Genomic DNA, 2,062 nt, shown 5'->3' on the forward strand with positions numbered 1-2,062 from the left:
CCTTCAATGGGAATGTATCCGCCACAAGCAATACAATCAGTTCCAAATTTAAAATAACCAATACGGGAACCTCATCAATTTCCCTAGCAGACGTGACATTGCGTTATTATTACACCATTAACGGGGAGAAAGCACAAAATTTCTTCACGGATTGGTCGAGCGTCGGTACAGGGAATGTGATTGCTAGCTTCAAAACATTATCCAATGCGAAGCCAGGGGCAGATTCTTATGCAGAAATCGGGTTTAAATCGGCTGCGGGTTCTTTAGAACCCGGTCAAAGTGTGGAGTTGCAAACCCGGATATCCAAAGAGGACTGGAGCAGTTACACACAAACCGATGATTATTCATTTAATCCCACAGCAAACAGTTTACAAGATTCTGCTAAAATAACCGCTTACCTATCTGGAAGCAAGCAATGGGGAATTGAGCCCTAAACCTTAATAAGGATAATCCTAAGTCAGCCACTCTAATGAGTGAGCTGGCTTTATTTTTGACGACCTGTTGTCCCGCATTCTTTTTTTGGGGAAAAAGCAACGACAAGTTGAAAACAGCAACTAATAGAGATTCAAATTAAATTGTATGATTATTTCACTATATGAAAAATTCATAATAGAAAAAAACTCTTTCTCGCATACGATCTCCACAAAACAAACACACCACTTTAAGTAGAAAAAAGAAACACTAACACGAACTCATGTTCCCTTCATCTTGAAAAAGAAACGCTCTGTCCTTAGACAAAAAGCGTCTCTAATCCATTTTTTATATTTATCATACACCTCAAACAAGATGCCGGGATACTGAAATTAACAGTGTCATCGTAATGACATTCACAATCGTAGAAAGTAATACTGTTTGTGCGGCAAAATCGGGTTCATTTTTATATTCTTCCGCCAAAATACTTGTATTAACGCCGGTAGGCATACCCGATGCAATGAGCAAGGCTTGAGCCGGAATCCCCTTAAGACCCAGCAGCAAGACGAGCATAAAACCGACCATTGGACCAGCAATCAGGCGTAGTACCATACTGATGTACACGGCTGTCCGGCGCAAACGAAAGGGATATTGCACAATTTGTGCCCCCAAAGTAAGCAGAGCCACGGCAACCATCGACTGACTAATATAATTCAAAGGTTCAGCCAGTAAATTAGGCAATGGACTATGCAGCAGATTTAGGAGCAAACCTAGCGCAAGCGCATAGGGAACAGGCATTTTAAAAAAATTAATTAATATTTTCCGAGTATTGGCCTTGCCGTTTTGCACAACAAAAGTGCCGTATGTAAATGTGACAAAGCTTTGAAAGGTCATAATCAGAGCTTGAACGGAAATGGCCAACGGGTCACCTTTGAACACCAACTGATTGATTGGCAGACCATAATTCCCTGAATTATCTAGCATTACACTATTTGTAAAAGCTCCACGCATTCCGGGGCTGTATTTCAGAGATCTGGCGACGGTAGTGCTGATTACGTACAGAATAGCTATGTACAAGGCATAAAAAAGTGAAACCTCACCCATGAGCATTAAAGAAATTTCCGAGTTATAAAGACCTGTAAACACAACTGCGGGGGTGATATAGTAAAAATTGATTTTAGCTAAGGTATACAAATCCAGTCGAAAATAATATTGCATGATACAACCAAAACCGATAAGTACAAAAATAGGTAAAACAACGTCCAAAAGAATGGTGCCGAACATGTCTGTTTCATCTTCTTTCTATTATGCGAATGTAATGGCTGATTCTTAAAAATGCATGTGTAATTCTCATTATACTGTGTAAATAGGTTAGGCGTATAATAAAATTTTATAGTGATTTTGACAATATGGACTGCAGCTATAGTAGTGTCTCACACATTAGATAAGAAAAGATAAAAAATCAGCTTAGAGAAGCCGTTAATACATCTAGGGACATTTGAGCCCGGTCTTTACTATAAGGAGGAGCTCGCCTTCGTCCGTTCCCCGATTCCAAGCTGCGTATCCAGCTTCTGTAGGCCGGAAAACCATGCGCAGCGCGTCATGATGGATCGCAATTTGGTCCATTGTCAACCGGAGTGCAGCCTCATCA

At 40.4% G+C, this 2,062-nt stretch carries 2 protein-coding genes; one reads left to right on the forward strand and one right to left on the reverse strand.

The annotated features are described in order from the left end of the window. A partial coding sequence (locus tag GRP75_RS25365) for a cellulose binding domain-containing protein (RefSeq protein ID WP_272917239.1) occupies positions 1–434 on the forward strand: 434 nt, incomplete at its 5' end. Positions 435–777: 343 nt separating this feature from the next. On the opposite strand, the gene GRP75_RS25370 is transcribed toward GRP75_RS25365, so the two are convergent. After that, positions 778–1,695, reverse strand: a complete 918-nt coding sequence (locus tag GRP75_RS25370; RefSeq protein WP_025720621.1) for an AEC family transporter — start codon at positions 1,693–1,695, stop codon at positions 778–780. Positions 1,696–2,062: the final 367 nt, after the last annotated feature.

This window comes from Paenibacillus sp. OT2-17, assembly GCF_009827695.1.
In the GTDB taxonomy this organism is placed as follows: Bacteria; Bacillota; Bacilli; order Paenibacillales; family Paenibacillaceae; genus Paenibacillus; species Paenibacillus polymyxa_B.

Excerpts from the sequence above, each read along its gene's own strand:
- GRP75_RS25370 (WP_025720621.1), bottom strand. The coding sequence starts at position 1,695 with ATGTTCGGCACCATTCTTTTGGACGTTGTTTTACCTATTTTTGTACTT.